At 66.4% G+C, this 24,133-nt stretch carries 19 protein-coding genes; 7 read left to right on the top strand and 12 right to left on the bottom strand.

The window, feature by feature from the left end; genetic code table 11:
* Positions 1–7 precede the first annotated feature (7 nt).
* From IEI94_RS17715 to IEI94_RS17735, 5 genes are read left to right on the top strand one after another with little or no spacing between them, the layout of a single operon-like run.
* Positions 8–1,579 carry a glycosyltransferase gene (locus IEI94_RS17715; protein ID WP_191168579.1) on the top strand — a complete coding sequence of 524 codons (1,572 nt, stop codon included), beginning with the start codon at positions 8–10 and terminating at the stop codon, positions 1,577–1,579.
* Between the two features lie 37 nt (positions 1,580–1,616).
* Entirely contained in the window at positions 1,617–3,227 is a 1,611-nt protein-coding gene (locus IEI94_RS17720) for an HlyD family efflux transporter periplasmic adaptor subunit (protein WP_191168580.1), read from the top strand.
* A 2-nt stretch (positions 3,228–3,229) separates the two neighbouring features.
* Positions 3,230–4,123 (top strand): polysaccharide lyase, encoded by an 894-nt coding sequence (locus IEI94_RS17725; protein WP_191168581.1) that lies wholly within the window; start codon positions 3,230–3,232, stop codon positions 4,121–4,123.
* 8 nt (positions 4,124–4,131) lie between these two features.
* Positions 4,132–5,376, top strand: coding sequence for an alginate lyase family protein (locus tag IEI94_RS17730; protein ID WP_191169652.1), 1,245 nt, complete (start codon positions 4,132–4,134; stop codon positions 5,374–5,376).
* Between the two features lie 35 nt (positions 5,377–5,411).
* Positions 5,412–7,946, top strand: coding sequence for a tetratricopeptide repeat protein (locus tag IEI94_RS17735; RefSeq protein ID WP_191168582.1), 2,535 nt, complete (start codon positions 5,412–5,414; stop codon positions 7,944–7,946).
* A gap of 94 nt (positions 7,947–8,040) precedes the next feature.
* Here IEI94_RS17735 and IEI94_RS17740 read toward each other — a convergent pair whose 3' ends face one another.
* From IEI94_RS17740 to IEI94_RS17790, 11 genes are all read right to left on the bottom strand, one after another.
* The gene (locus IEI94_RS17740; protein ID WP_191168583.1) at positions 8,041–9,336 is read right to left on the bottom strand and encodes an adenylosuccinate synthase; all 1,296 of its coding nucleotides are present in this window, start codon (positions 9,334–9,336) and stop codon (positions 8,041–8,043) included.
* Positions 9,337–9,384: 48 nt separating this feature from the next.
* The gene (locus tag IEI94_RS17745; protein ID WP_191168584.1) at positions 9,385–10,566 is read right to left on the bottom strand and encodes an ATP phosphoribosyltransferase regulatory subunit; all 1,182 of its coding nucleotides are present in this window, start codon (positions 10,564–10,566) and stop codon (positions 9,385–9,387) included.
* Positions 10,567–10,668: 102 nt separating this feature from the next.
* Entirely contained in the window at positions 10,669–11,556 is an 888-nt protein-coding gene (hflC, locus tag IEI94_RS17750) for a protease modulator HflC (RefSeq protein WP_191168585.1), read from the bottom strand.
* Positions 11,553–12,788 carry an FtsH protease activity modulator HflK gene (gene hflK / locus IEI94_RS17755; protein ID WP_191168586.1) on the bottom strand — a complete coding sequence of 412 codons (1,236 nt, stop codon included), beginning with the start codon at positions 12,786–12,788 and terminating at the stop codon, positions 11,553–11,555. Before hflK ends, hflC begins: the two co-directional genes overlap by 4 nt.
* A 148-nt stretch (positions 12,789–12,936) precedes the next feature.
* A complete protein-coding gene (hflX, locus tag IEI94_RS17760; protein ID WP_191168587.1) occupies positions 12,937–14,253 on the bottom strand; it encodes a ribosome rescue GTPase HflX in 1,317 nt (438 codons plus the stop codon).
* A 14-nt stretch (positions 14,254–14,267) separates the two neighbouring features.
* Positions 14,268–14,519, bottom strand: a complete 252-nt coding sequence (gene hfq, locus IEI94_RS17765) for an RNA chaperone Hfq (RefSeq protein ID WP_089657167.1) — start codon at positions 14,517–14,519, stop codon at positions 14,268–14,270.
* A gap of 122 nt (positions 14,520–14,641) precedes the next feature.
* Complete coding sequence (gene miaA / locus IEI94_RS17770) at positions 14,642–15,580, bottom strand: tRNA (adenosine(37)-N6)-dimethylallyltransferase MiaA (protein WP_191168588.1); 939 nt, start codon at positions 15,578–15,580, stop codon at positions 14,642–14,644.
* Between the two features lie 198 nt (positions 15,581–15,778).
* Positions 15,779–17,713 carry a DNA mismatch repair endonuclease MutL gene (gene mutL, locus IEI94_RS17775; protein ID WP_191168589.1) on the bottom strand — a complete coding sequence of 645 codons (1,935 nt, stop codon included), beginning with the start codon at positions 17,711–17,713 and terminating at the stop codon, positions 15,779–15,781.
* A gap of 17 nt (positions 17,714–17,730) precedes the next feature.
* On the bottom strand, positions 17,731–19,134 hold the full coding sequence (locus IEI94_RS17780; protein ID WP_191169653.1) for an N-acetylmuramoyl-L-alanine amidase: 1,404 nt from the start codon (positions 19,132–19,134) through the stop codon (positions 17,731–17,733).
* Between the two features lie 150 nt (positions 19,135–19,284).
* The gene (gene tsaE, locus IEI94_RS17785; RefSeq protein ID WP_191168590.1) at positions 19,285–19,764 is read right to left on the bottom strand and encodes a tRNA (adenosine(37)-N6)-threonylcarbamoyltransferase complex ATPase subunit type 1 TsaE; all 480 of its coding nucleotides are present in this window, start codon (positions 19,762–19,764) and stop codon (positions 19,285–19,287) included.
* The gene (locus tag IEI94_RS17790) at positions 19,742–21,253 is read right to left on the bottom strand and encodes an NAD(P)H-hydrate dehydratase (protein ID WP_224750184.1); all 1,512 of its coding nucleotides are present in this window, start codon (positions 21,251–21,253) and stop codon (positions 19,742–19,744) included. Before IEI94_RS17790 ends, tsaE begins: the two co-directional genes overlap by 23 nt.
* 96 nt (positions 21,254–21,349) lie before the next feature.
* Here IEI94_RS17790 and queG point away from each other — a divergent pair, with 96 nt between their 5' ends.
* A complete protein-coding gene (queG, locus tag IEI94_RS17795) occupies positions 21,350–22,453 on the top strand; it encodes a tRNA epoxyqueuosine(34) reductase QueG (protein ID WP_191168592.1) in 1,104 nt (367 codons plus the stop codon).
* A gap of 3 nt (positions 22,454–22,456) precedes the next feature.
* Here the strand turns inward: queG and orn are convergent, their stop codons facing one another.
* On the bottom strand, positions 22,457–23,026 hold the full coding sequence (gene orn, locus IEI94_RS17800) for an oligoribonuclease (RefSeq protein WP_191168593.1): 570 nt from the start codon (positions 23,024–23,026) through the stop codon (positions 22,457–22,459).
* A 54-nt stretch (positions 23,027–23,080) separates the two neighbouring features.
* Here orn and rsgA point away from each other — a divergent pair, with 54 nt between their 5' ends.
* On the top strand, positions 23,081–24,109 hold the full coding sequence (rsgA, locus tag IEI94_RS17805; protein ID WP_191168594.1) for a small ribosomal subunit biogenesis GTPase RsgA: 1,029 nt from the start codon (positions 23,081–23,083) through the stop codon (positions 24,107–24,109).
* Positions 24,110–24,133 lie beyond the last annotated feature (24 nt).

Below are 24,133 nucleotides of genomic sequence, written 5' to 3' on the forward strand. Positions count from 1 at the left end.
AGTCGGCATGCAACCCTCAACGCCCAAATCCTCTGTCGCCAGCTGGGCGACGGAGGTCACCGTCATGCTGTTTGGACTGGCGCTGCTAGTGGTACTGATCAGTGAGCTGCCCCGCGACATCTTCTCGCCGGAGTCGCAGAGCTTCTTCTTCGTGATCGGTGCCATCGGCATCTGGCGCTACTCTTGGTGGTTCGTCCAGGCGCTGCGCTCAACATGGTACAACCGCCAGGTGTTTCCTCAGCTGCGCGCCGAGGCTGACGCGCTGGGCGCCGCCGGCATGCCCAGCGAGCTGTATGTGCTGTGCACCTCCTATCGTATCGAGCCGGCGGTCAATTTCGCGGTCTACGACGCGCTGATCGGCGAGGTCCGCGACTATGGCGTGCCAACGGTGATTTTCGCCGCCATCTCTGATCGCAGCGACGTCGATGTCATCGACCACGTCCTCGATGAGCACGGCTGGCCAGCCAATGTCGAGGTGCGCTACATGTTCCAGAAGGGCGATGGCAAGCGCTCGGCGATGGCCGAAGTGCTGCGCGCCATCTCGCGCTGCATGCCGGCGCCGGATGCCCTGCTGGTATCAATGGATGGCGATATCCGTCTCGAGCCCGGCACCCTTGCACACTCACTGCCGTTCTTCGCCCTGCAGGATGATCTCGGCGCGCTGACCACCAACAACGCCGCCATCGTCACCGGCGACGACGCCACCAAGGAGTGGTACGACCTGCGCTACGCCCAGCGCCACCTGGTGATGAGCTCGATGTCGCTCTCCGAGCGTCTGCTGGTGCTGACCGGTCGCTACAGCGTGTTTCGCGCCGAGCTGGCGACCCATCCCAGTTTCATCGACCTGGTCGAGAACGATCACGTCGAGCACTGGCGCTTCGGCGACTTCAAGTTCTTGTCCGGCGACGACAAGTCGACCTGGTACTGGCTGCTAAAGCGCGGCTGGAAGATGCGCTACCTGCCCGACGTCTACGTCTCGGGCTTCGAGGAGCTACCCGACCGACGCCGCTTCTTCGCCTCGACCCTCGACCTGATGCGTCGCTGGTACGGCAACATGCTGCGCACCAGCAACCGCGCCATCGCCCTGGGGCCGCGCCCCATGGGGCTGTTTACCTGGTGGAGTCTGATCGATCAGCGGCTGTCGATGTGGACCACGCTGGTAGGGCCTACGGTCGCCATTCTGGTGACCGCCTTCGTGCGTCCATCGTTCATCTTCGCCTATCTGCTGTGGATCATCTTCACCCGCAGTATTGCGGCGCTGGTGCTGGCCTGGCAGCGCGGCCGCTTCAGCCTGCTGTGGGTGCCGCTGCTCTACTACAACCAGATCGGCGGTGCCCTGCTCAAGACCTATGTGAGCTTCCGTTTCAATCGCCAGAAATGGTCACGCCAGGGTATCTCCGCCGGTGAACCCGACAGCCGTCGCGCCGCGCGACGACAGCGGCGCATGGGCCACTTCATGCACGGCGTCTACATGGCCAGCCTGCTGTTCGTACTGGTGCTGGCCACCGGCGTGCTGGCGCCGCCGGATGCCGTGTCGCTGAACATCTTCCAGGACAACGGTGGCCTCAACGGCCGCTGATGTCCTCCCCGATTCGCGTTTGCAAGGAGCCTGTCACATGAATCCCCGTTATCCCGGTCATCATGATCGCAGCGAACCCACTCTCGGCGTCCGACGGCGCTACCTGAACGACGACCGGCCAGCGCAACGGGACAGCGACGCGTACGACGCGGCTCCCGAGCGACAAGGCCCGCGTGATCCGCACGCTTATCGCTCGCCGCCCCCCCACCGCGAGGCGCTGAGGCATGAGCGCCGCGATGAGCGTCAACATGTGCGTATCTCGCCGCCGTTTCAGATCGAACTGGCCGACGGCCGGCGCCTTAGCGGGTTGGATCTGTCGCTGGGCGGTTTCGCCGCCCACGCCGACACCTCCCTTGCCATCGACAGCGTGGTCGACGCCAACCTACTGATCGAAGCCGGTGGCGCCGAGCTGATTATTCCGCTGCAAGCCCGCTGCCTGCGCTGCCATCCGTTCGAGGCGCATGCCGATCACAAGCTGGCCTTCCAGATCGTCGCCATCGACCCGCCCCATCTCGAGCTGCTCCGCAAGGTCATACGCGCCCACCTCAGCGGCCGGCATGCCAGCATCGAGCGACTGGTCGGCGAGGAGGACCCGCAGACCCCGCGCAAGCGCCAGCAGCCTACCGGCACCACCCCTCCGGGTCGACCGCCCAAGCCCTGGGGGCGCTATGCGTTACTCTTCGTCGCGGCCGGGGTGCTGGTGGTGGCCGCTGCCGCCACCGCCTACCGCAACTTCATGCTGATCGAGCCGAGCTTCGCTGCTGTCACCGCACCGCGCATCGATATCCGCGCACCCGGGGCGGGGATACTTCGCGAGCATCAGTGGGAGGCCGGCGACCGCGTTGAGCGCGACGAGTACCTGACCGGGGTCAACAACAGCGACCTCGAATCGGACCTGATCCTTGCCCAGGCCTCGCACCGCTACAACTCACAGCTGATCGATAACCTTCAGGCCAGCCTCGACGACCCCAACGCCCAGCAGGTCAGTCTGGTCAATTCGACCCAACCGGCCAGCGGCGACACCGTCAACTACGAGACCGCCTCACCGGAGATTGCCCAGGCCCGCGTCGAGCAGTTCGAAACCACCCGCGACTACGAGAGCTCGCGGATCAGCGCCCTGCAGTCGCGGATGTCGATGAACGAGATCACCAGCCCCTGCGACTGCCTGGTGGCCTGGGCGCTGTCGAGTGCCGACGGCACCTATATCAACGAGAGCGAACGCATCATGACGCTGATTCGCACCGGTGAAGACGACGTCATGGTCGAGGCGCTGGTGCATATGAGCGATATCGCCCGCATCGAGCCCGAGCAGGTCGCCTATATCGCCCTGCCCCACGCCTCGGAGCCAATTCGCGCCCAGGTGCGTAGCGTGGCGCTCGACGTCGAGCGCCAGCCGCGCGCTGGCTTCCCCGACTGGGTGCGCCAGCAGCAGAACGTCGCCAGCGTGCTGCTGGTGCCCGAGACCGACCTGCCGGCGGATGCCGTGGGCAAGCCTGTTGACGTGCGTTTCACCGAGCAGCCAGTGCTGGCCGCCGGCGCCGAGTGGGTCTGGCAGGGCGGCCGTGCCATGGCGCAGTTCGTCGAGCGTCTCTACCAGTCAGCGCGGGGCGGCGCTGACGATCCCCCCGAGCAAGCCCAGGAGAGTTGATGATGTCGATGTTTCCAACCCGTCCATGGATCGCCAGCGGCACCGTGGCCATCAGCACACTGGTGGCGGCGACACCACTGGCTGCCGACGACGTCGATGCCACCCTGACCACTCCCGAGTCTCAGGGCTGTTCGGCGCGCTACACCGAGGTAGCCCATCATCGTCCGGACACCGCTGCCGCCAATCCCAAGCAGGCTGTGCGGCGCGGCTTCGCGACCAACCGCGACTGGGGCACCGAGCATAACGTCGATATCCTGCCGGCTGGCCAAGAGGGCATCGACGAGCCGGTGCTACGCGTTCACTACCCCGCCGGCACGTCCTCCCCCGGCGACGACGACGGGGGCCGCGGCCGGGGCGGTGCCGGCTTCTATACCGAGGACGCCGCTCTGGCCGAGGCCGACCGCGCCTGCCTGCGCTATCAGGTGCGCTTTGCCGATGGCTTCGACTTCGTGCGCGGCGGCAAGCTCCCGGGGATCTACGGCGGCGAGGGCCCTAGCGGCGGAGAAACCGCCGATGGCGAGAACGGCTTCTCGATGCGTTTCATGTGGCGCGAGGAGGGACAGGGCGAGCTCTACGAGTACGTGGTCAATCAGGACGAGGATCATGGCGCCTCGGTGGGCCGCGGTCTGTGGCACTTCCCCACCGGCCGCTGGGTCACGGTCGAGCAGGAGGTGGTCCTCAACCACCCCGAGCGCGACGACGGCATCGCTCGAGTGTGGATCGACGGTGAGCCGGTACTCGAGCAGCGCGGCATCGTCTATCGCACCAGCCCGCAGGTCGGCATCGAGGGCATGATGTTCTCGAGCTTCTTCGGCGGGCACGGCGAAGGTTGGCGCACACCGCATGATCAGTACGCCGACTTCAGTGATTTCCGGCTCTATATCCCAGGTTCATGATGCCCATGATGTCGAATTCCGCTATACCCTCTTCGCGTCGGCGGACAGCGCTGCGTGGACTGGTTGCCGCGGCACTGCTCGGCGCGGCGTCCAGTGCCGCCGCCTTGACCATTGCCGAACGCGAAGCGCTGGATCTCTCCGACTACACCGTCAACGATCCGGAGGCCGGCTACTTCGACGTCGAGGCGCGCATGGCCCTGCTCGACGACACCCATAACGCCATGCTGCTGCAAGAGCTCGACGAGCTCGCCACCGGCGTCAGCTGCCGGCAGCTGCTGAGCATTCCTCCGATTACCACGCGCTTGCGGGTACCGGGCTTCTACCCCAATCCCGAGGAGTGGCGGCTGGCCTCGGAGCCGCTGTTCCAGTTCGAGGACAGCGTATCGCTGCTGGCCGGCAGCTTCGTCGCCACCGGCGACGACTACTATGCCGACTGTCTGGTGACTTTCCTCGAGCGCTGGGCGGTCAACGATGCGCTAATGGACTTCCACTATGAATCGATGGAGCCACAAGCGTGGTTCGCCACCGAATCGATGATCTTCGCCGCGGCCATGGCCTACTCGGTGGTACGTCCTCATGTCGAAGACCGCGAGCAGGAGCAGGCCGATGTCGAGGACTGGCTAAAACGCCTCAGTGATCGGCATATCGGCATCCCCGGCGAAGAGGGCAACAGTTGCTGCAACAACCACTTCTATCGCCGCGCCCTGTATGCGGCGATGGTCGGCGTGCTGCTGGAGGACGACGAGCTGTTCCAGATCGGCGTCAGCGCCGTCTACTCGGCGCTCCATGACCTCACCGAGGACGGCGCCCTGCCGCTGGAAGTGGCCCGCGGCCGCCGCGCCACGCACTACCAGAACTATGCGCTGCTCTACCTGATTCCGATCATGGAGATCGTCTCCCGTCAGGGCTACGACATCTACTCTCTCGAGATCGACGGCCGCGATATCCACGATGCCGTGGACTTCCTCATGCAGGCTATCTACGACCCGGCCAACCTGGGTGAGGACGTCCCCCTCGAGCAGTTCGGCGGCTTCCTCCAGGACCCTCAGTACTTCGTGTGGATGGAGCTCTACCAGACTCGCTTCGACGATCCGCGTATCGCCGACTTTCTGCCCCGCCTGAGACCCATCTACAACCGCAGCGCAGGCGGCTACATGACCCTCTATGTGATGCCGCCCGAGGCGCAGCAGCAGGTCATCATCGACGACGATGCCCCCGCCACCCAAGGCTTCGATGGCCTTGCGGCGCATTGAACGTTGTACACCCCCTCAACGGGAAGGAATCCACCATGCCACGACCACACGACACACGCCCCATCATCACCCCCTGGCGCCAGCTGCCCGCCTGTGCCGGGCTGGTTCTGCTGGTCGGTATGGCCGGCTGCGCCGGCTCCGGCGGCGCACCACCCGGGGAGAACCACGCCACCGCCCTGCCCTCGCAGTACGCTCACTGGTTCGAGGGTAATGTCGAGGCCGATATGAGCGGCGACGACTGGAACCGTATCAACTATGCCCAGCGTCTGATCGAAGAGGGCGACTACGCCCGCGCCGAGGACCAGCTGCGCCAGATGATCAACCTCGGCTTTCCACCGGCCTCCTACCACCTGGGCCGGATGTACGAAAACGGGCTCGGCGTCGAACGCGATACCGCCGAGGCCGCCCGTCTCTATGCCGAGGCGCTGGAGCTGCCCTCGTCATCGCGGGGCCACGCCTCGCTCAATCTGGCCAAGCTCTATCTCGAGGGCGACGGCGTGGTACGCAACGACGCCCTGGCCTACTACCTCCTGTGGCAAGCCATCGACGAAGACGTGGAGCGTGACGCCGAAATCACCCTGGCGGCGTTGATGGTGGAAGGCGGCGACGGCGTCCAAGCCGATCGCCGCCTGGCCCGTCGCCTCTACCAGCGCGCCGCCGAGCGCGGTGATCCGCGCGCACAGCTGGCCCTGGCCGAGGCCTATCGCCCCGATGGCTGGCTGGTCGATGACCCCGAACGCTCCGAGCAATATGCCGAGCAGGCCGCCGCCACGCTTCAGGCCGAGGCCGAAGCCGGCGATACCGGCGCCATGCAGCGCCTGGCACGACTCCATGGCGACGAGGGCCTACTCGACGGCGACCCGCAGCAGCGCCTCGACTGGCTGCTGGCCGCCGCCGAATCCGGCGAACCCGGCGCCCAGACCCAGGCCGCGCGCCTGCTGCTCGAAGACGGCGATGAGGCCCAGGCCATCAGCCTGCTGGAGACCGCCGCCGAACAGGGCGATGTCGACGCCATGGCGCTGCTCGGCGACCATCTGCTGGAGCGTTCGGCCCACGACGGCCAGGGCATCGCCTGGCTCGAACGCGCCGCCGAGCGTGGCTCGGCTGATGCCGCGGTCAGTTTGGCCAGCGCCCACCTCGATGGAGACGGCATTGCCAGCAATCCGCAGCAGGCCATAGCGCTGCTTGAGCAGGCCGCCGAACAGGACGACGGCTATGCCCTGGCGCTGCTCGGCGAGCTCTATCTCAGCGACGAACACCTGCCTTCGCAGCCACTGCAGGCCATCGACTACCTGCAGCGCGGCCATGAGCTGGGCCACCCCTACGCCACCATGCAGCTCGGTGAGGTCTATCTCGAGGGGCGCGGCGTGGCCGGCAACCCTCGCCAGGCCGAGACCCTGCTGCGCGAGTCGGCTAGCCAGGGCCAGGCCAGCGCCAAGCGGCTGCTGGGAGAGGCCTACCTGGAGGGCGAAACACTCGACTACCATCCGTCGCGCGCTGAGCGACTGCTGCGCGAAGCCGTCGAGGCCGGAGACACTCGCGCCATGACCGTGCTTGGCGAGGCGTATCTGGAGGGCATCGAGGGCGAATTGCAGCCCGAGTGGGGCATCGATCTGCTCGAGGATGCTGCCCGCCAGGGCGACGACTACGCCATGGTGGTCATGGGCCGCGCCTATCGCCATGGCGACGGCGTCGAACGCGATCTGCAGCGCTCCGCCTACTGGCTGCAGCAGGCCGAGGACGCCGGTCACGAATCGGCCGGCGATGCGCTGATGTACACCCAGCGCGATCTCGGTGCAGCGGGCGATATCGAGGCGCTGGTCCACGCCGCCGAAGAGGGCCACCCGGGCGCCATGGCCGACCTCGGCCGCGCCTACCTCAATGGCCAAGGCGTAGCCGCCAACGCCGATCAGGCCCGTGCCTGGCTAGAGCGCGCCGATCGCGCCGGCCATCCCGGCGCCGCAGCGAGCCTCGGCCGCCTGCAGCTTGATGCCGGCGACGAGGCTGGCGCCCGCGACTATCTGGAACGCGCAGTGGCCGGCGGCCATAGCGGCGCCCATGCCGATCTCGGTGAGCTGCTGATAGAATCCGGCGACGACCCCGAGCGAGGCATGCAGCTGCTCACCCAGGCCGCGGATGCCGGCCACAGCGGCGCACGCCTCCACCTCGCCCAGGCCTATCTGTACGGTGACGACGGTCTGCCGCAGGACACCGAACGCGGCCTCGGCTATCTCCAGGAAGGAGTCGATAATGGCCACCCCGGCGCCCAGGCAGTGCTGGGCCGGGAGTACCTGCGAGGCGAGGTGCTGGAGTATGACGCCGCGCGCGGCAGCGACCTGCTGTTGGCCGCCGCCGAGCAGGGCCATGAGAGTGCCCGCCTGGCACTGGCCGAGGCCTATCTGGCGGCCAACGGTCTGGAGAGTGCCAACAACGAACAGGCGTTGATCTGGCTGGAGGGGGTGATCGAAGGCGACAGCCAACTGGCCTCCCAGACCCTGCGCCAGTTGCTTACCGAAGACAGCGCCCGAGACGCCATTGGCAGCCGCGACCTGTCGGCGGCACTCGAGTAGCCACTCTCTTAGTAGTAGCGAGAATCACCACGCCACTACGCAACGAGCCGCCCCTAGGGGCGGCTCGTTGTCTATTGCGCTTTAGCGCCGGCCATCAGCCGTCAAACGGGTTGCGCAGCACGATAGTCTCGTTGCGGTCCGGGCCGGTAGAGATGATATCGATGCTGGTACCCACCTGCTCCTCGAGGAAGCTGATATAGGCGCGCGCATTGGCCGGCAGCTCCTCGACGCGCTTGATGCCCAGCGTCGAGTCGTTCCAGCCCGGCAGATCCTGATAGAGCGGCTCGATGGCTTCATAGCCCTCGGAGTCCACCGGGGTGTCAAGCACGTCGCCATCCTTGCTGCGATAGCCGACGCAGACGCGGATCGTCTCCAGGCCGTCGAGCACATCGAGCTTGGTCAGGCAGAGCCCGGAGACCGAGTTGATCTGCACCGCGTGGCGCAGTGCCACGGCATCGAACCAGCCGCAGCGGCGGGCGCGACCGGTGGTAGCGCCAAACTCATGACCGCGCTCGGCCAGGTGGCGGCCGTGGGCGTCGAACAGCTCGGTGGGGAACGGCCCCGAGCCCACCCGCGTGGTGTAGGCCTTGGTGATGCCCAGCACGTAGTCGAGATACAGCGGCCCGACGCCAGAGCCGGTGGCGGTGCCGCCGGCGGTGGTGTTGGAGCTGGTGACGAACGGATAAGTGCCGTGGTCGATATCCAGCAGTGAGCCCTGGGCGCCCTCGAACAGGATATTCTCACCGGCCTTGCGCAGATCGTGAACCAGGCCCACGGTATCGCAGACCATCGGCCGCAGCTCTTCAGCCATCTCCATCGCTTCGTCGAGCACCTGCTGGAAGTCCACCGGCGACTCGCCGTGGTACTGGGTCAGCACGAAGTTGTGGTAGTCGAGCACCTCGCCGAGCTTGGAGGCAAAGCGCTCGCGGTGCTGCAAGTCCCCAAGACGCAGGCCGCGTCGCGCCACCTTGTCCTCGTAGGCCGGGCCGATACCGCGTCCGGTGGTGCCGATCTTGGCCACCCCGCGGGCCTTCTCACGAGCCTGGTCGAGGCGCACGTGGTAAGAGAGGATTAGCGGACAGGCCGGCGACAGGCGCAGGCGCTGACGCACCGGCACCCCCTTGCTCTCGAGCTCGCGGATCTCCTTGATCAACGCCTCAGGCGACAGCACCACGCCGTTACCGATCACGCAAATCTTGTCGTCGCGCAGCACGCCGGAGGGAATCAGGTGCAGGACGGTCTTCTCGCCGTCGATAACCAGCGTATGGCCGGCGTTATGCCCGCCCTGAAAGCGCACCACGGCGCTCGCAGATTCGGTCAGCAGGTCGACGACCTTGCCCTTGCCTTCGTCACCCCACTGGGTGCCCAGTACGACTACGTTCTTGCCCATTGCTTTGGTCTCTTGATCGAAGAATCCGCGCGATGCCTGCCCCGGTCATCAGCCCAGGGGAGACACCTGCCAGTCGTCGCCGCTGCCGGTCAGCTGGCGGTCGCAGCGATGCGCCTCGGGGCCGGTACGCTGTCCCGGCAGGGCCACTACCACCCGTTCACCCGCATCGCGCAGTGCGGCCACTCTGGCCGCCTGCTGTTCAGCTACCTCGGCCGCCACCCAGATGCCGTCGCAGGCTGGCGCCGAGAGCGCCAGCGAGGCCAGCAACTTGAGGTCCATGGAGAACCCGGTGGCCGGCCGGGCACGCCCGAAGGCCCGCCCGGTATCGTCATAGCGCCCGCCCTTGGCCAGCGCCTGACCGTAGCCCGGCACATAGGCGGCGAACATCATGCCGGTGTGATACTGATAACCGCGCAGCTCGGCAAGGTCGAAATAGAGCTCGACTTCCGGGTACTCGGCACGCACACCGGCACTCAGCGCGAGCAGCTGATCGAGTGCGGCGTTGACCGCAGCGGGCGCCTCGGCGAAGGCGCCACGCGCCGCTTCGAGGACCTCGTCGCCGCCGTGCAGCTCGGACAGCGCCAGGAACATCTCGGCCAGGGTCGGGTCAGCAACGCACTCCGACACCCTGGCGGCGAGCTCGCCTGGCGACTTGAGGTCGAGCGCCTCATACAGCGCCCGCTCCTGGGTCGCATCGAGTTCAGCGGCCTGCACCAGACTACGGTAGATGCCGATATGCCCGAGTGCCAGGTGAATTTCACCGGCACCGGCCACTGCCAGGCTCGACAGCGCCAGGCGCAGGATCTCCAGATCGGCCTCCTGGCCGGCGTGGCCGAACAGCTCGACCCCGACCTGAACCGGGCTGCGCCCACCCTGATGCTGGTCGGCCTTGGCGCGCAGCACATTGGTGCAGTAGCACAGCCGAACGGGGCCCTGACGCCGCAGCGAGTGGGCATCCATGCGCGCCACCTGGGGGGTGACGTCGGCGCTTACGCCCATCATCCGCCCGGTAAGCTGGTCGGTGAGCTTGAAGGTCTGCAGGTCGAGGTCGGTGCCGGTGCCGGTCAACAGCGAGTCGAGAAACTCCACCGGCGGCGGCATCACCTGATCGTAACCCCAGCGATAATAGAGATCGAGCAGCGCCCGACGCAGCTCTTCCATGCGGGCCGCCTGCGGCGGCAGCACTTCATCCATACCGTCGGGAAGCAGCCAGCGGTCAGCGATGGTCATGTGTCCTGTCCTGCCAGAAATGCACAAAAAAACCGGGCCACGCCCGGTTTGCGGATTCTACCACGTTTGACCCCGGGGTGAACCCCGGGGCCCGGCCGTTCACTACTCTTCGGCGCCCATTGGATTGGCGCTGTTGAGGTAGCGGAAGAAGTCGCTGGTCGGCTCCAGCACCAGCATGTTGCCGTCACCCTCGAAGCTCTCGCGGTAGGCGTTGAGGCTGCGATAGAAGGTGAAGAACTCCATATCCTGCTCATAGGCCTCGGAGAAGATCGCTGCGGCTTCGGCATCACCCTCACCGCGCAGGGTCTCGGCGCGCTCGGTGGCCTGGGCCAGCAAGACCTGACGGCGACGATCGGCGTTGGCGCGAATCCGCTCGGCCTCTTCCTGACCCTGGGCACGCCACTCGCGGGCCTCACGCTCACGCTCGGAGCGCATGCGATCGAAGACCGCCGCCGAGACGTCCTCGGGCAGGTCGATACGCTTGATACGAATATCGCGGATCGACACCCCTAGCTCCTCGCGCATCAGCGCGTCGAGATCCTCGGCCGGCCCAATCATCAGGTCATCGCGGCGCTCGGCGATGATCTCCTGCAGATCCAGGCGACCGAACTCGTTACGCAGGCTCTCGTCGACCCGCGGCTGGATCAGGCGCACGGCCTGCATCTCGTCACCGGAGGTCGCCTCGTAGTAGCGGGTCGGATTGACCACCTGCCACTTGACGTAGGAGTCGACGATTACCGCCTTCTGCTCGAGGGTCAGATAGCGGCTGGTATCGGTATCCAGCGTCAGCACCCGGGTGTCGAACTTGCGCACCGTCTGGGTGATGGGGATCTTGACGTGAAGACCCGGCTGGATGTTCTCTTCGATGACCTCACCGAAGCGCAGCTTGACCGCGCGCTCGGTTTCGTCGACCACATAGAGGCTGTTGCTGGCCAGCCAGGCGGCGGCCGCCAGGCCACCCACGATAAGCAATGACTTATTGTTAATCATTGGCGGCCCTCCCGACGGATACCACTGTTGCTGCTACCACTGCCGCCCTGCTGCTGCTGGCGGAGACGCTCGATCACCTGCGGGTCGATATCGTCGCTGCTCGACTCGCTGGAACGCTGGCCGCCCTGGCCACTGCTACCGGAGCGCAGCTGGTCGAGGGGCAGATACATCAGCGGACTGCTGTCGCTGACATCGATCAGCACCTTGTTGGTCTTGCCGAACACTTCGCTGATGGCATCCAGGTAGAGACGCTCACGCATCACCTGCGGCGAGGTCTGGTACTCACCCAGCAGCGAGTTGAAGCGGTTGGCCTGACCCTGGGCTTCGGCCACCACCGATTCGCGATAGCCCTGGCCCTGCTCGATCAGGCGCTGTGCCTGACCCTGCGCGGCCGGGATGATGGCGTTGGCGTAGGCCATGCCTTCGTTGATCGTACGCTGACGATCCTCACGGGCGCGAATCACGTCATCGAAGGCGTCGATGACCGGCTGCGGTGCCGACGTCGACTCGATGTTGATGGTCTGCAGACTGATGCCGGTGCCGTAGCTGTCCAGGTAAGACTGCAGTCGACTGGAAACCGAGCTACCCAGAATCTCACGACCCGATGTCAGGATGTCGATCATGTCGGTGCCACCGACCACGTGACGCAGCGCCGAGTCCAGGGCGTTCTCGATAGAGAGCTCCGGGCTACGCACGTTGAGTACGAAGTCGCGCGGGCTGGCGACCTGATACTGAGCCGAGATCTCGACCTCGACGATATTCTCATCGCGGGTCAGCATCGACTGGGTCTGGGTCAGTGAGCGCACGCGGGTCACGTTGACCATGCGCACGTCATCGATCAACGGCGGATTCCAGTGCAGACCCGGCGTGACCACTTCCTGATACTCGCCGAAGCGTAGCACCACACCGCGCTCGGACTGGTCGACCAGGTAGAAACCCGTGGCCGCCCAGATCGCCAGCGCCACCACCACCAGCAGACCCGGCAGAGCGAAGGTATTGCGCGGCTTACCACCGCCCTTGTTACCCCCGCCGTCGCCGCCGCGCTTGCCGCGACCGCCGCCCAGCATACCGTTGAGCTTGTCCTGAAACTTCTTCAGCGCCTCATCGAGATCGGGCGGCCCCTGATTGTTGCCGCCACCGCCGCCGTTACCGCCGTTTCCGCCGCCACCGCGCCGGCCACCGCCGCTCCAGGGGTCGTGCTGTTTGCCACCACCAGGCTCATTCCAAGCCATACGTCGTCTCCACTATGCGTTAATCACTTATGCGGTACCGGACACCACTCCCGTCCGATACGGCAACAGCATTGGTTGCGAAATCACCCGCGTCCCCTTGGCGACGCGCTCGCCACTCAGAGGTGGCAGCCCACCGTAGTGCCAGGCGTCAGGCCTCCCAGACCGGACGACTGCGCTCCTCGGCAGGCAGGTAATCGTCGGCACGTTCACCCAACCGCGCCATCAGCTGCAGGAAGTCGCGGCGCGGCAGCCGCACCTCGAGCTGGCTGCAGCCACCTTCGTCAAACTGTTCGTCGCGGACCGCGCCCAACTCATGCAGGCCGGCGCGCAACTTGCCCTGCTCCGGGGCCAGCGTCAGGGCAATATCGAGGACGTCGTCGGCCAGGCACTCGGAGAGCGCCTGGGCCAGCAGATCGAGCCCCTGGCCTCGCTGTGCCGACAGCCATACGACCTCGGGGCGCCCCTCGCTATCACGCTCGATGCGCGGCGCGCTGTCGAGCAGATCGATCTTGTTCATCACCAGCAGGCAGGGTACCTCATCGGCCCCAATCTCCTGCAATACCCGCTGCACCTGTTCCACGTTGAGCTCGCGGTCGGGGTCGGCGGCATCGATGACGTGGACCAGCAGGCTGGCCTCGGAGGCCTCCTGCAGCGTCGCACGAAACGCCTCCACCAGTTTGTGCGGCAGGTGACGAATAAAGCCTACCGTATCGGCCAGCACCACCGGCCCGACGTCTTCGACCTCGAGTCGACGCAGGGTCGGATCGAGGGTCGCGAAGAGCTTGTCTGCGGCATACACCGTGGACTGCGTCATTGCGTTGAAGAGCGTCGACTTGCCGGCGTTGGTATAGCCGACCAGCGAGACGCTGGGTATCTCGGCCCGGGCCCGGGCGCGACGGTTCTGCTCGCGCTGGCTGCGCACCTTGTCGAGACGTCTGTGAATCGACTTGATGCGGCCGCGCAGCAGGCGCCGGTCAGTCTCGAGCTGGGTTTCGCCAGGACCGCGCAGACCGATGCCACCCTTCTGCCGCTCCAGGTGGGTCCAGCCGCGTACCAGGCGCGTCGACATATACTCGAGCTGAGCCAGCTCAACCTGCAGCTTGCCCTCATGGGTGCGCGCTCGCTGGGCAAAGATATCCAGGATCAGGCCGGTACGGTCGAGCACCCGGCACTTGAGCGCCCGCTCCAGGTTACGCTCCTGTGAAGGGCTCAGCGAGTGGTTGAAAATCACCAGCTCGGCATGGTGAATTGGCATCAGCTCCTTGAGCTCATCGAGCTTGCCGCTGCCAATGAATGTTCGGGAATCGGGCCGATGCCGGCTACCCGTCAGCAGGGTAGCCGGTTCGGCGCCGGCGGAGCGCACCAATTCCAGAAATTCGCCGGAATCTTCGCGCTCCTGTTCGTCCTGAAAATCAATATGGACGAGTATCGCCGTTTCACCGGCGTCGGGACGTTCAAAAAACAATCACTACCTCGCGTTCAACTCTCTTCTTGCGCCGCCGCAGCAGGATCCTGGGCCGGCAGACGCACGTTACGCGACGGAACAACCGTCGAGATAGCGTGCTTGTAAACCATCTGGCTAACGGTGTTACGCAGCAGAATCACGAACTGATCGAAGGATTCGATCTGACCCTGCAGCTTGATCCCGTTGACCAGGAAAATCGATACCGGAATGCGCTCCTTGCGCAGAATATTCAGGTACGGGTCTTGGAGGGACTGCCCTTTGGACATTTTGCTCTCCCTAACTGTCTCTTTGAGTGATGTCATTTTTCTATGACACCGGCGGTGACACGGCCGGCGCATGGTTTATCAACGGTGCCAAGGTGGCAGCCAATCGAAACACGTATCTTACGCTAACTGCTTAGAGTGCGCACGAGTTTCAGGATACGATCCAGGCAATCCGGGGCCAGGCTGTCGACCCACGCAAGCCCTTCCCAACTGCGCATCCAGGTGAGTTGGCGCTTGGCTAGCTGACGAGTGGCAACGACCCCCTTGTGGCGCAACCAATCATCATCATGCCCTGCTTCCAACGCCTCCCATGCCTGACGATAGCCGACGCTCTTGATCGACGGTAGCCCCGGATGCAGATCTTGCCGCTTGCGTAACTGCACCACTTCGTCGATAAATCCCTCGGCCAGCATGGCCTCGAAACGCGCCGCGATACGCTGATGTAGCACGCTGCGCTCAGACGGTGCCAACCCTATCGACAGCGTACGCCAAGGGAAGGTTTCCGAGGGCTGCGATTGCCAGTGGGAGGTGAGGGAGCGCCCGCTGAGACGATAGACCTCCAGTGCACGCATCAGCCGCTGGGGGTCGTTGCGATGAATACGCTGCGCGGCGGCCGGGTCGACCCGTGCCAGCTCGTCATGCAGGGCGCCAAGCCCCTGTTCATCGGCCTGCCGCGTCAGCTCGGCACGCAGCGCCGGGTCCGAGGCGGGTAGCTCGGCGACCCCGGCCAGCAGCCGCTTGTAGTACATCATGGTGCCGCCGACCAGCAGCGGGATACCGCCGGCTGCGCTGATTTGTCGCATCTCCTGCAGGGCGTCGCGGCGAAACTCCGCCGCCGAGTAGGGCTCGGCCGGATCGCGGATATCGATCAGCCGGTGCGGTGCGCGGGCCAACTCCTCGGCGGAGGGCTTGGCGGTACCGATATCCATGCCGCGGTAGACCATCGCCGAATCGACGCTGATCAGCTCGCAGCCGAGGCGCTCGTGGAGGGCGATGGCCAGGTCGGTCTTGCCGGCGGCGGTGGGGCCGACCAGCAGGATGGCGGGGGGGCGCATATCATGCATTGGCGTAATGTATAGCTCTTTTGGGTCTATCTTGCCGCCAATCCAGTAGAGGAGCTTACCTGGGGGCAGGCTGTCGCGAGGGCGCTGTAAACCCGTCCATGGGCGCTACTTTTTCCTTCCCTGGAAAAAGACCCTCGCTACACCCTGCCCCCAGCGCTCCTCGCGAGATAGGTGACCAGTAGTAAGGGTTTTAAGGGGTTATTGGCCACGCAAGAATAGTTTGTCGAGGTCATGCATGCTCATCTCGGTCCAGGTCGGGCGGCCGTGGTTGCACTGGCCGCTGCGCTCGGTGCGCTCCATATCGCGCAGCAGGGCGTTCATCTCGGCCACGCTGAGCTTGCGGTTGGCGCGCACGCTGCCGTGGCAGGCCATGGTCGAGAGCAGTTCGTTGATGCGCGCTTCGAGGCGGTCCGAGCGGCCGTAGCGCTCCAGGTCGGCGAGCATATCGCGCACCAGCGGCTCGACGTCGGCATCGCCGAGCAGCGCCGGTACCTGGCGCACCAGCAGGGTCTCCGGCCCGGCCACGTCGAGCTCGACCCCGAGACGGGTGAAGGCCTCGCGTTCGGCTTCGGCGGTGGCCACCTCGGCGGGACTGGCGGCCAGCGACACCGGCACCAGCAGCGGCTGGGCGTCGAGCGCCCCGCCATGGACCTGGGTTTTCATGCGCTCATAGACGATGCGCTCGTGTGCGGCGTGCATATCGACCATCACCAGGCCACGCTTTGACTGGGCGAGGATATAGACGCCGTGCAACTGGGCGATGGCGTAGCCCAGCGGCGGCGCCTGGGTCGGATCGTCCTCGCCAAGCGGAGGGGCCGGCGCCATTCGCGCCACAGGCGCTGCGCCGGTCTCTGCAACAGACGTGTGGTGGCGCTCGGCCAGGGCGACCTCGGCGGCACTGCCTCCCGGCGGCGCCGGCTGAGGCGTCAGCAGACTCTCCTCATGCTCGGGATGCAGTGCCCGGTAGCCGGCCATGAACTGGCGCACCCGATCGGCACCGGGCCTTGCCTCGGCAACGCCCTCGCGCAGCGCCATGGGCTGCTGCTGCCAGGCCGAGCCGCTGCTCTGGGTTGCCGTCTGCTGCTGCGGTTCGTCCGAGGTCTCCGGCGAGTCATTGGGGCGCGCCTCACCCAGCGCGCGGTGCAGGCTGGAGAACAGGAAGTCGTGGACCAGGCGGCCATCGCGGAAGCGCACCTCGTGCTTGGTGGGGTGCACATTGACGTCGACCACGCTGGGATCGAGCTCGAGATAGAGCACGAACACCGGCTGGCGGCCGTGGAACAGCACGTCACGATAGGCCTGGCGAATGGCGTGGGCCACCAGCCGATCGCGCACCACTCGGCCGTTGACGAAGAAGTACTGCTGGTCGGCCTGGGCGCGGGCGTGGGTGGGCAAGCCGACCCAGCCCCAAAGCCGCAGCCCGCCGCTTTCGAGATCGAGGTGCAGGGCGTTGTCGATAAACTTGCTTCCAAGCAGCGCGGCGATGCGCCGCTCGCGGGCCGCGGCGTCACTCACCGGGCGCAGCTGGTGCACGGTCTTGTGGTTGTGACGCAGGGTCCAGCCGATATCGTAGCGCGACAGGGCCAAGCGCCGAAAGGCTTCCTCGACGTGACCGAATTCGGTCTTCTCGGTGCGCAGAAACTTGCGCCGCGCCGGGGTATTGAAGAACAGATCGCGGACCCCGACGCTGGTGCCTCGCGGGTGGGGCGCGGGGGTCACCCGCGGCTCCATGTCGCGGCCCTCGGCGACCACCCGCCAGCCGGCCTGGGGGTCCTCGGCGGCGTTGGAGATCAACTCGAGTCGCGATACCGAACTGATCGAGGCCAGCGCCTCACCGCGAAAGCCCAGGCTGGCCACGCCCTCCAGGTCCTCGAGACTGTCGATCTTGCTGGTGGCGTGGCGCGACAGCGCCAGCGGCAGGTCGTCTTCGGCGATGCCGCTGCCGTCATCACGTACGCGAATCAGCTTGGCACCGCCGCCCTCGAGCTCGACCTCGATACGCTGGCTACCAGCGTCGATGGCGTTCTCGATCAGCTCCTTGACCACCGATGAGGGTCGCTCGACCACCTCACCGGCGGCGATCTGGTTGGCCAGACGCGGATTGAGGACCTGGATACGGCGCGATTGTGTCATATCACCTCGAAAGCGGCTCAGGAGCGCGGGATCTGCAGCACTTGCCCGACCCGGATCACGTCGCCGTTGATATTGTTGGCCTGCTTGAGTTGGCTGAGCGACACCTGGTGGCGCGAGGCGATTTCCGACAGCGTATCGCCGGGCTGGATGCGGTACTCGTTGCTGCCGCCGCCACGACCCTGGTCACGCTGCCATGCCAGCAGGCTGGCCGGCGGCGGATTGCGCTGGAAGTGCTCGTCGAGACCAGCCATGATCGCCTCGGCAAGCTTGCGCTGGTGGCCGGAATCGTTGAGCCGGCGCTCCTCGTCGGGGTTGGAAATGAAACCCGCCTCGATCAACAGCGAGGGGATATCCGGCGAAGTCAGGACGCGAAAGCCCGCCTGCTCGACCCGCGACTTGTGCAGGCGATTGACCTGCCCCAGCTGATCGAGTACCTGACCGCCGATCGACAACGAGTCGTTGAGCGTCGCGGTCATGGTCAGATCGAGCAGCACACCGCGCAGCACTTCATCCTTGTCGCGCAGCGACAGGTTGCCGTCAACGCCGCCAATCAGGTCGGCGCGGTTCTCGCTCTCCGCCAGCCACTGGGCCGTCTCGGAGGTCGCGCCGCGCTGGGACAGGGCATACACCGAACTGCCCTGGGGGCGTGGGCTGGTAAAGGCGTCGGCGTGAATCGAGACGAAGAAGTCGGCCTTCTGCTCGCGGGCGATCTGGGTACGCTGGCGCAAGCCGACATAGTAGTCGCCGTCGCGGATCATCACCGCACGGAAGCCCTCGGTGCCGTCGACCAGCGACTGCAGCCGTCGGCTGATATCCATCACCACGTCTTTCTCGCGAGTGCCGCCCGGGCCGATGGCACCGGGGTCCTCGCCGCCGTGACCGGGGTCGATGGCAATAATGATGTCGCGCTTGGGGTGGGGCTGCGCCTGCTGCAGCGCGGCAGCGGGATCGGCCTCGACTTCCGGAGTTCGACCATCATCGACGCTGGCACGTCCTGCAGCGATCTCCTGCTCGCGAATCATCGCCTCGATCGGGTCGATGGGGTTCTCCACCGCACTCTCGCCGGGATACTCGAGATCGACCACCAGACGATGGCCATACTGATCGTTGGGCGGCAGCGTGAAATGGCGCGGCTCGACCTTGCGCTCCAGGTCGAGCACCACTCTAAGCCCGCTGCCATCGCGCACCCCGGTGCGCAGCGAGCTGATCGCGCTGCCATCGAGGTCGAGCCGTGAGGTGTCGGCCTGCATGCGGCTGTCGTCGAGGTCGATCACCAGGCGGTCAGGGTTGTCGAGGGTAAACACCGACGCCTCGGCGGGATCGGACAGGTCGAACACCAGGCGCGAGTGGTCCGGCGCCGACCATAGCCGCACATTGTCGATGTCGGCGGCATGGCTGGGCAACGCCGGCAACAGCGACATCAAGAGGGCGAACAGGATCGTCAGCGCCGCCCCCACTGCCCGCCCAAGGGGGGCAGCGGCCTGGGTCCCTGGCCGCGGGGTCGTTCGGGTGTTGCTCAGGCTCATCGACGGGTCTCGGCTTCGATCCAGGAAAACGCTGTTCATTTACATTCAGAGATGACTATCCGCCAGTCCGGCGGGAGTTTCAAGGCGCGCCATCACCGCCTCACCATAGGCGCTGTGCGCATTCAGCGTCACCCCGCGACCGACATCCAGCACCTCGAGCTCGAGCGCCAGATCCGGCTCGGGCAGCCAGCCGGCGCCGCGACTCGGCCACTCCACCAGGCTCAGGGTGTCGGCGTCCAGCAGATCGCGGGCGCCGATAAACTCGAGTTCCTCCGGGTCGCCGAGGCGATAGAGGTCGAAGTGGTTCACCTCCAGCTCGCCCAGCCGATACGGCTCGACCAGGGTATAGGTGGGGCTCTTGACCGCCCCCTGATAGCCGTAGGCACGCAGAATGCCTCGGGTCAGGGTGGTCTTGCCAGCCCCCAGCTCGCCCTCGAGATGTACCCGGCCACGACCCGCCAGCGCACTCCCCAGCGCCGCGCCAAAGGCGATCTGGGCATCTTCATCGGGCAGTATCACGTACATCGTTTATCCGCGGGTTAGCCAATAGTCGCGCATAGGATGCCAGATCGCCGGCCAGCAGGCCACGCTCGCCACCGCCGGCGGCAGCCAGGTCGGCCGCGCGCGCATGAAGCACCACCCCACAACGCGCCAACTCGGCGAGTACGCTGTCACCGGAACGGCCAAACTGCGCCACCAGTGCCCCCAGGATGCCACTCAGGGCGTCGCCCATGCCGCCGCTGGCCATGCCGGGATTGCCGAACGGGCAGACCGCCAGCGCCGCCTCGTCACCCACCAGCGAGCCGGCCCCCTTGAGCACCCAGTGCCCGCCATAGCGCCGCGCCAGCTCGGCCACCGCGGCAGGCCGGTCGCGCTGCACATCGCGGCTCGAGCAGCCCAGCAGCCTCGCCGCTTCGCCGGGGTGCGGGGTAAGGATCCAGTCGTCGCGCTTGGGCGGCGCTACCGCCTCAGCCAGAAGGTTGAGCGCATCGGCGTCGACCACCAGCGGCTTGCCGGCGGCCAGCGCCGCCTGCCACATGCCCTGCCCCCAGGCCGCCTGACCAAGCCCCGGCCCTACTACTATCGCATCGGCGGCGGCGAGCAGCGGTGTCAGGTCGGCGGGGCTGCGCACGCCATGCACCATCACTTCCGGGCAACGGGTGAGGCTGGCCGTGACGTGCTCGGGGGCCGTGGCCAGGCTGACCCGGCCGGCTCCCAGCCGCGCAGCGGTTTCGCTGGCCAGCAGCGCCGCGCCGCCAAACCCCGGCGCCCCGCCGATCACCAGCAGGTGGCCGTGGTCACCCTTGTGGCTATTCCGACGACGCGGCGCCAGCCACCCACTAGGCGTGTCACCGAGCAGCCAGGCGGCGGGTACCAGGTCGGCGTGTTGCGACGCGTCCACCCCCAGCGGCAGCAACCGATGCTCACCGACATAAGCCGCCGCGGCGCCGGTATGCAGCCCCAGCTTGTCGGCGATAAAGGTGGTGGTAAGGGTCGCCTCGACGGCGCAGCCAAGCACCGCACCCGTGTCGGCCGAGAGCCCTGAAGGGATATCCACGGCCAGCAGCGGCTGGTCGCTGGCATTGAGCATGGCGATGGCGGCGGCGAACGGCTCGCGCACCTCCCCGCTCAGCCCCGTGCCGAGCAGCGCATCCACCGCCACGTCGCCCGTTAGCCTGATATCGGCAGACCAGGCCTGCGGCCGCAGGCCGGCGCGGCGCGCCATGGCCACGGCGCGGCCAGCGTCACCGTCGAGGCCGTCGGGATCGCGCAGCGCGATCAGCTGTACGTCGAAGCCGTCGCACACCGCCAGTGCCGCCAGCACATAGCCGTCGCCGGCGTTGTTGCCGGCGCCGCACAGCACACTCAGCCGGCGCGCTTCGGGCCAGCGCTGGCGCAGGGCATCGAAGGCGGCGCTGGCGGCCCGCTGCATCAGGGCAAAACCGTCGATGCCCGCCGCGATGGTGCGGCGGTCGAGTTCGCGCACCTGCTCGGCACGGTATAGGGGTCGCATGGGTTGCATAGGGGCTCCTCAATGACCTCGCGGTAAGACTAGTATAAGGTGGTGCGCCCTTGGCCCCATCCACTCAGCTTCCAGCATCTTTCCACCATGTCCGAGACAACCTCTTCGCTGGCTGCCGGCGATCTCCAGGCGCTGGCCGCTGACATCAAGACCTGGGGCCGCGAGCTGGGCTTTCAGCAGGTCGGCATCACCGATACCGACCTGCACGACCACGAACGCTATCTCGAGCGCTGGCTGGCGAATGGCCACCATGGCGAGATGGGTTTCATGGCCAAGCACGGTACCAAGCGCACCCGCCCCGCCGAGCTGGTGCCCGGCACGCTGCGCGTGATCAGCGTGCGCATGGACTATCTGCCGCCGGAGGTGGAGACCACCAGGACGCTTGGCCAGCCGGGGATCGCCTATATCTCGCGCTATGCCCTGGGCCGCGACTACCACAAGCTGATTCGCAAGCGCCTGGCGCAGCTCGCCAAGCAGATCGAGCAGCGCGTCGGCGCCTTCGGCTATCGCGCCTTCGTCGACTCGGCGCCGGTGATGGAGCGCGCCCTGGCGCAAAAGGCCGGGCTCGGCTGGTTCGGCAAGAACTCGATGCTGCTCAACCCCCAGGCCGGCTCGCTGTTCTTCCTCGGCGAGCTGTATACCGACTTGCCGCTGCCGGTGGATGAGCCCTTTACCGGCGAGCACTGCGGCAGGTGCGACGCCTGCCAGGTGGCCTGCCCCACCGGCGCCATCGTCGATGACAAGGTGGTCGACTCGCGGCGCTGCATCTCCTACCTGACCATCGAGCTACACGGATCGATCCCCGAAGAGTATCGCCGCGCCATGGGCAACCGCGTCTACGGCTGCGACGACTGCCAACTGGTCTGCCCTTTCACGCGCTTTACGCGGCTCTCCCGTGAAGGCGACTTCGCGCCGCGCCACGACCTCGACCGCGCCTCACTGGTAAGACTATTCGGCTGGAGCGAGGTAGAGTTCCTGGCCAACACCGAGGGCAGTGCGATCCGCCGCATCGGTTATCCGCGCTGGCTGCGCAACCTGGCGGTGGGGCTGGGCAATGCCCCGCCCAGCGAGAGCGTGCGCGCCGCGCTGCGCGCCCGCCTCGCCTACCCCTCGGACCTGGTCCGCGAGCACGTGCGCTGGGCGCTGGCGGAGCAGGGGCGGAAGCAGGCCACGCTGATCACCAGCGGATGACGCTTACTCTGGCAGTTTCAGGAAGGTCTCACGATAGTGGGCGAGTTCGGCCACGGACTCCTTGATATCGTCCATCGCCAGATGCACATTGCGCTTCTCGAAGCCCTTGGTAGCGGCCGGATGCCAGCGCTTGGCCAGCTCCTTGAGGGTCGAGACATCCAGATTGCGGTAGTGGAAGAAGGCCAGCAGCTCGGGCATCTCACGCTCCAGGAAGCGCCGGTCCTGATGCACGCTATTACCGCACATCGGTGAGCTGCCGGGTTTGACATAGCGGGCGAGGAACTCCAGCGTCTGGCGCTCGGCCTCGTGGGTACTGATATCGCTCTCCTGGACCCGCTTGACCAGGCCGGACTCGCCGTGGGTCTTCTGATTCCAGGCGTCCATGCCCTCCAGCAGACTGGCGTTCTGGTGCACCGCGATCACCGGACCTTCGGCGATGACCTCGAGGTGGTTGTCGGTAATCAATGTCGCCACTTCGATAATCCGTTCACGGGCCGGGTCCAGCCCGGTCATCTCCAGGTCGATCCACACCAGCAGGTCGTCGCGGGGGGCCTGGCCTTGATCATCCGCCATCAGAGGTCACTCCTTGAGGTACAATGGGCTCATTGTACCTATCCTTGGGGCATCATGAGCAAACGCAATCTGACCCGCCAGCAGCGCTGGCGAATAGAGAAAATCCAGGCCGAACGCGCCAAGCGTGCCGAGCGCCTCGACGCCCGCGACGGCGATCGCCTCGAGGCCGGCGAGTACGGCCCCGAGCGCCCGGGTCGGGTGACCGCTCACTTCGGCCGTAGCCTCGACGTCGAGGCCGTCGATGACAGCGGTGAGCGGCAGCGCCAGCGCTGCCATATGCGCGCCAACCTCGACGGCCTGGTCACCGGTGACCGGGTGGTGTGGCGCCAGGCCAACGACGGCAGCGGCGTGGTGGTGGCACGCAGCGAACGCGACAGCGTGCTCGAGCGTCCCGACGCCCGCGGCCAGCTCAAGCCGGTGGCCGCCAACCTCGACCAGATCCTGATCGTGTTCGCCGCCGAGCCGGTGCCGCATGCCAATCTGATCGACCGCTACCTGGTCGCCGCCGAGGCCACCGGCATCGCGCCGGTGCTGGTGCTCAACAAGGTCGATCTGCTGCCCGAGCAGGGAGGCGAGCTGCGCGACCTGCTGGACCGCTACGAGGCACTGGGCTACCCGGTGGTGCTGGCCAGTGCCAAAGACGAAGGCGGCCTCGACGCCCTGCACCGGCGCCTCACCGATCGCACCTCGGTGTTCGTCGGCCAGAGCGGGGTCGGCAAGTCGTCGCTGATCGACCGCCTGCTGCCCGACCATGCGCTGCGCATCGGCGCGCTGTCGGAAGACTCGCGCAAAGGCACCCATACCACCACCACGGCAATGCTCTATCACCTGCCGGCCGGCGGCGAGCTGATCGACTCGCCGGGCATCCGCGAGTTTGGTCTCACCCATCTCGATGCGCAGCAGGTCACCGAGGGCTTCATCGAGTTCCACGACTATCTCGGCCACTGCCGGTTTCGCGACTGCCGCCACCGCGAGGAGCCCGGCTGTGCGCTGCTGGCGGCCGTCGCCCGCGGCGATATTCATCCGCAGCGCTTCGCCAGCTACCGTCGTATCCTCGCCTCGCTGGAGACCGACGGTGACTGAGGTCGCTCGCCGCGCGCAGCCGGA

It is taken from the genome of Halomonas sp. ML-15 (genome assembly GCF_014779595.1).
In the GTDB taxonomy this organism is placed as follows: domain Bacteria; phylum Pseudomonadota; class Gammaproteobacteria; order Pseudomonadales; family Halomonadaceae; genus Franzmannia.